The 5,725-nt window shown below is 65.8% G+C and carries 6 protein-coding genes; 4 read left to right on the top strand and 2 right to left on the bottom strand.

Annotated features, from left to right (window positions below; translation table 11 throughout):
- Positions 1-164: 164 nt before the first annotated feature.
- On the bottom strand, positions 165-1,649 hold the full coding sequence (locus HY058_18455; protein MBI3499280.1) for a M81 family metallopeptidase: 1,485 nt from the start codon (positions 1,647-1,649) through the stop codon (positions 165-167).
- A gap of 4 nt (positions 1,650-1,653) precedes the next feature.
- Positions 1,654-2,469 carry an aldolase gene (locus HY058_18450; protein ID MBI3499279.1) on the bottom strand — a complete coding sequence of 272 codons (816 nt, stop codon included), beginning with the start codon at positions 2,467-2,469 and terminating at the stop codon, positions 1,654-1,656.
- Between the two features lie 261 nt (positions 2,470-2,730).
- Between HY058_18450 and HY058_18445 the strand changes: the two genes are divergently transcribed.
- From HY058_18445 to HY058_18430, 4 genes are all read left to right on the top strand, one after another.
- Positions 2,731-3,495 carry an SDR family oxidoreductase gene (locus tag HY058_18445; GenBank protein MBI3499278.1) on the top strand — a complete coding sequence of 255 codons (765 nt, stop codon included), beginning with the start codon at positions 2,731-2,733 and terminating at the stop codon, positions 3,493-3,495.
- Positions 3,496-3,505: 10 nt separating this feature from the next.
- Positions 3,506-4,537 (top strand): dehydrogenase, encoded by a 1,032-nt coding sequence (locus tag HY058_18440; protein ID MBI3499277.1) that lies wholly within the window; start codon positions 3,506-3,508, stop codon positions 4,535-4,537.
- Between the two features lie 15 nt (positions 4,538-4,552).
- A complete protein-coding gene (locus HY058_18435; protein MBI3499276.1) occupies positions 4,553-5,380 on the top strand; it encodes an AraC family transcriptional regulator in 828 nt (275 codons plus the stop codon).
- A gap of 160 nt (positions 5,381-5,540) precedes the next feature.
- Positions 5,541-5,725 (top strand): IS110 family transposase (locus HY058_18430; protein MBI3499275.1); only part of this gene is annotated, 185 nt, incomplete at its 3' end.

Raw genomic sequence — 5,725 nt, 5'->3', positions numbered from 1 at the left:
GAACTGCTACTACAAACCGCCAGGACCCAAGACCATGCGCGACGGCTGGAACCAGCTCGCCGCCAGGATGGAAGGCTATGCCCTTGCTACCCAAGGCCAAGATCCGTGAATCCCATAGCCCCATGGGAGAGGTGAAATCGAAGCAACGCGCGATCCACCCGCGCTCAGCCACCCGCCCGCCACTCCACGTCCCGTGCCAGCGGATAGAGCTTGTGCGTGAGCCGGGTGTAGGGCATGCGCTCGAGGTTGGAGGAGCACACGCCGGGCGTGTCGACATAGACCTGCCCTTGCGCCATGGCGCCGAAGGCCCCACTCCAGGCGACCGCGCATTTCAAGGTCATGGTCTTCGTCGCTTCGGGCATCGCACCGGGGATGCGCAGATGCATGGTATCGAAGGGAATGGCGCGCTCGGTGGTGACGATCACCTTGACCCCACCCATCTCGATGGCCGCACAGAGGCCGAGATCGGTCGGCTGCCCGTTCATCCACGCGGCGTCGCGCTTGTAGCGGACCGGCCCGGCAAAGCTGATGCGGCCCTCGACGCCGACCGGCGGCCCATGCAAGGCCAGCGTCTTGCCGCCGACATCGCCCTTGAAGCGGCCGCCGAGGCCGATCCGGCAGGCCTCCGCCGCGGCTTCCGGATCCCAGATCACCACCGCAGCACCCGCGGCCTTGGCCTCGATGAGCGCCTTGAGGAGATAGGTGCCGTCGCCGGGCGCGCCGCCGCCGATATTGTCGGCCGGCTCCACCAGAAAGATCGGGCCGCGATTGGCGCTGACCGCGAAGCGCACGGCCTCTTCCGGGCTGACCAGCGCCGGCTTGAACTGGTCGCGCCTGGACCACACGGCCTCCGCCAGCCGGTCGGCGGCGGGGCCGACGATTTGGGCCTCACCGTAGACGACGACCGCCATGCCGAGATGGGGAATGTCGCAATAGGGAAAGCCGGCGACGACCGAGGCGGTGAGCACGCCCGGACCCCGCTCGATCTCCTCTCTCAGCGCCATGATCTCGCGCATCGGGCTCTCATGGGTCGACTGCATCTGCGGCGGGGTGATCAGCGGCAGCTTGCGGAATGCCTTGCTCGGCCGCTTGTTCTCGGCGATGAGGCGGGCGATCACGTGGGCCGCCTCGCGGCCGCGATCGCCCATGTCGACATGGGGGAGCGTGTCGTAGCCGATGAGCACGTCGGCGGCATCGACGATGGCCGCCGACAGGTTCGCATGCAGATCGAAGGTGACAACGATCGGGATCGCCGGTCCCACCTTGTCGCGGACCCGGCTGACGAGATAGGCATCGGCTTCGTCGATATCGTCGGCAACCATGGCGCCATGGACCGTCAGCAGCACGCCGTCGATCCGGCCGAACTCATCGACGCCGCGGCAGATGCGCTCGATGACCTGCTCCAGCACCGCAGGATCGACCATGCCCGAGGGAGCGGCGCCGGCGAAGACCGTCGGCAGCAGCTCGATTCCGTTCGCCTCCGCGCCATCGATCATGCCGCCGATCTCGGTGTTGGTGCCGCTGGAGCCGGAGATGACCGCGTCTCCTTCCAAATAGAGATAGCGATGAAAGGCGGAGAGGTCGGTGCGGATCGGCGAAAAGCTGTTGGTCTCATGCCAGGTGCCGCCGACGAGTACGCGGGGTGCCATGGCCTCACCGCTTCCGGGATTTCTTCGCCGCGCCGGGATTGGGTTTGAGCTCAAGCTTGCGCAAGGCGTCGACACCCGTGCGGAAGCCTTGGGTCAGCAGCATCACATCAGTTGCGTAGAGGATCATGCGGAATCCCTGCGCCAACCGCTTCGCCCCGGTCTCGACATCGCCAACAAGGCAGGCCGCCTGCTTGCCCTCGCTCCGGCAGGCCGCCACCACCCGCTCGAGGGCCTGGGTGAAGCGTCGGTTCTTATAGTCGCCGGGGACGCCGAGGGAGACGCTCAAATCCATATGGCCGACGAAGCCGATGTCGATGCCGTCGACGGCCATGATCTCCTCGACATTGCCGAGGCCCTTGGTGGTCTCGATCTTGACGATGACCATGGTGCGGCGATCGGCTGCCGCCATCGCCGCGCGGCTGGCGCCATCGGAGTAGTCGTCATGGGCGATGCCGAAGGCCACACCCCGCACACCCTTCGGGGGATAGTGCGCGATGCGCGCCAAGGCCCGCGCCTGCTCCACCGTCTCCACCACCGGGACCATCAATCCCATGACGCCGCAGTCGAGCGGCCGGGCGTTCAGGTGATAGTCGTGCCACGGCGTATTCACCATCGGCACCACGGGAAGGCCGCGGGTCAGCGCCACCTGGGTCTTGAGCTGGGCGATGTCGAGGCAGCCCGCCTCCATGTCGTACATGATGAAGTCGGCCCCGGCCCGGGCCATGATCTGCGGCAGGCCGGGACCGTAGAGATCGAGGATCATCGGCCCGAACACCGGCTCGCCCCGCGCGAGCTTGGTCTTCACTGGATTGTTGCGCACGCTTCCGTTCCCTCCCCAAAGCGGACTTTTTAACTTCTCTGAGCCCCCACCCCTCCCTCCCCCGCATGCGCGGGGGAGGGAGACAAGAGCATCCACTCGTCTCCCTCCCCCACGTCCTGCGTGGGGGAGGGTTGGGGTGGGGGCATCACGGACCAACGTCCGCGGCGGACGTTGCGAGTGTGGCGATCCTAGCCCTATGATTGGAAAAATATTAGCGACTACGAACAATGCGTCAAACCGGCGCGGGGAACCAGGAGGAACATGCTCGAACAATTCTCGCTCAAGGATCGCGTGGCGCTGGTGACCGGCTCCTCGCGCGGCCTCGGCTGGGCGATCGCCGAGGCGCTTTCGGGCGCCGGCGCCCATATCGTGCTGAACGGTCGCGACGCCGGCAGGCTGGAGAAGCCCAAGCGCGCGCTCAAGGCCTTGAAGCGGCCCTGCACGGTGGTGCCCTTCGATGTGACGAAGACTGCCGATATCGCCGCCGGCATGGCCGAGATCGAAAAGCGGCTGGGGCGGCTCGACATCCTCGTCAACAATGCCGGCATCGTGCTGCGCAACCTCGCCGTCGACACCACCGACGCCGCCTGGCAGGAGGTCATCGATACCGATCTCACCGCCTGCTTCAAGCTGTCGCGCGAGGCCGCCCGGATCATGCTCAAGCGCAAATGGGGCCGCATCATCAATATCAGCTCGGTCATGGGCACCTTCGCCAGGCCGACAATCGCCTCCTACATCGCCTCCAAGGCCGGAATCCACGGCTTGACCCGGGCACTCGCGGTGGAGCTCGGGCCCAAAGGCATCAACGTCAACTGCATCGGCCCCGGCTTCTTTCCGACCGAGCCCAATGCCGTCGTGCGCGCCGACAAGAAATTTTACGACTGGGTCGCCGGCCGCTCGCCCTTGGGCCGCTGGGGCGATCCAGCCGAGCTCGGCGGTGCGGCGATCTATTTCGCCTCCGATGCGTCGAGCTTCTGCAACGGCCAGGTGCTCACCGTCGATGGCGGCATGACCATCGCGATGTAGGAGACCAGCGATGGCTGACTTATTCCGCGTCGGCATCACCCGCGATGCGCTCGATGACAAGGGAAATCTCACCTTCGACGCCTCAGCGCTCAAGCTCCTGGATGAGGACAAGCGGGTCACCTGGGAATATCTCTCCGACCGGGGCGCCAACGTGACCGCCGATCACCTCGCCAAGTACGATGCAATCTGCATGGTGGCGCCCGGCGTCCAGGCGGATGCGGTCGGCCGCGCCGACATGCGCACGCGGCTCTTGGCCCGCCTCGGCGTCGGCTACGACCACATCGACGTTCCTGCCGTTACCAAGGCCGGCCTGGTCTTGACCATCAACCCCGATGGCGTGCGCCGGCCGGTGGCGACCGTGCAGCTGACCTACATGCTGGCTCTGGCGCATCGCATGTTGATCAAGGACAAGCTCACCCGCGAAGGCCGCTGGAACGATCGTCACGATCACGTCGGCACCGGCTTGACCGGCCGGGTGCTGGGCTCGATCGGCATCGGCAATATCGGCGCCGAGCTGTTCCGCCTGGCGAAGCCCTTGGAGATGCGCCATATGGCGCACGACCCCTTCGCCAAGCCCACGACCTTCACCGAGCTCGGTGTCGAGCCTGTCGATTTCGACACGGTCGTGAGCCAAAGCGACTTCCTGGTGGTGAACTGCCCGCTCAACGCCAAGACCCGCCGGCTCATCGATGCGAAGGTGATCCAAGGCATGAAGCCGACCGCCTTCCTCATCAATTGCGCGCGGGGGCCGATCGTGGACGAGAAGGCGCTGACCGAGGCCCTGACCCAGCGCCGCATCGCCGGCGCCGGAATCGACGTGTTCGAGGAGGAGCCGACGCCGCCGGACAATCCGCTCCTCAAGCTGGACAACGTCATCGTCTCGCCCCATGCGCTGACCTACACGGATGAATGCCTCAGGCGGCTGGCCGAAGGCTCGTTCCGCTCCGTGCGCCGTTTCTTGGACCGCGAGCCCCCGCACCTTCTGGTCAATCCCGACGTGATGCAGCATGCCCGCGTGAAGGAGTGGTACAAGGCGAATTGAACCGAGGACCCGGCCATGCATGAAGGCAACTGGACCAGCAGCACGCCGCTGAATGGCGGGGTTGAGCTCTTGCGCGCGCGGTTCCGCGGTCGAGCCTATGCCAAGCATCGTCACGACACCTACGCGATCTGCGTCACCGATTTCGGCATCCAGACATTCGATTATCGTGGCGCCACCCGGACGAGCGCGCCCGGACAAGTCGTGGTGCTGCATCCCGATGAGGCCCATGACGGTCGCGCTGGATCGGAGGAGGGCTTCGGGTATCGGATCGCCTATGTGGCGCCGATGAGGGTGACGGACGCCGCCCGCGTCCTCTGCGGCGCGGCCGTGCCGCTCCCCTTCGTCAGAGAGGTCGTATCGTCGAATGCGATGCTCGCCGAGGCGATTGGAGGCGCATTCCTGAGCTTCCCGGCAGCGCTCGAACCATTAGCCGTCGATGCGCTCGTTGAAGGCCTGACCCGCGGCCTCCTGCAAGCAGACGCGTCGATCCGGAGAAAACCACGACCCATCGCCTGCGACGCTCCGGCCGTCGACCGCGTGCGACAGTTCTTGGAAGCGGAGAAGAGACGCATCGTCTCCTCTCACGAGCTTGAGCAAATAAGCGGTCATTGTCGCTTTTCGCTCGCCCGCCAGTTCCGCCAACGATACGGAACGAGCCCATACCGATATTTGCTCCTGCGCCGTCTCGATCTCGTCCGCCGGGAGATACGCGCCGGCAAGGCTCTGGCGCAAATCGCAGTTGATGCCGGGTTCGCCGACCAACCCCACATGACGCGCATGTTCAGGGCGACCTATGGCCTGTCTCCGTCGCAATTCCGCGCGCTGTCTCAGAGTAGAGTCTGATCCGGTGAGATGGAATCCCCCTCACCCAGCTTCGGCTAGGCTCGGCTTCGCCTCGCCAAGCCTTCGCAACCCTCTCCGCCACTGGGGGAGAGATGCTATGGGGCGGGCGGCGAAGCGGTGCACCATTGTCGTCGCCAAAGACCTCAATGGAGCGCGTCCCATGCCGAAAGTAGACGACCTGAGCCATTGCCTCGCCGCCCTCGTGCAGGATAGCACGCTGATCGCGGTGATCGAGCTGAGCCTGAAGAGCTGGCTTGTGTCGGGATTGGTGCCCGGGGTTGAGCGCCGGCCGCTGAAGAAGCTGGAGGCCGAGCCTGCGGCGGTCCTGCGCCTGCTCGGGCGCTG

The organism is Pseudomonadota bacterium (assembly GCA_016195085.1).
Classification (GTDB): Bacteria; Pseudomonadota; Alphaproteobacteria; order SHVZ01; family SHVZ01; genus JACQAG01.
This window is presented reverse-complemented; position numbering and strand designations above follow the sequence as displayed.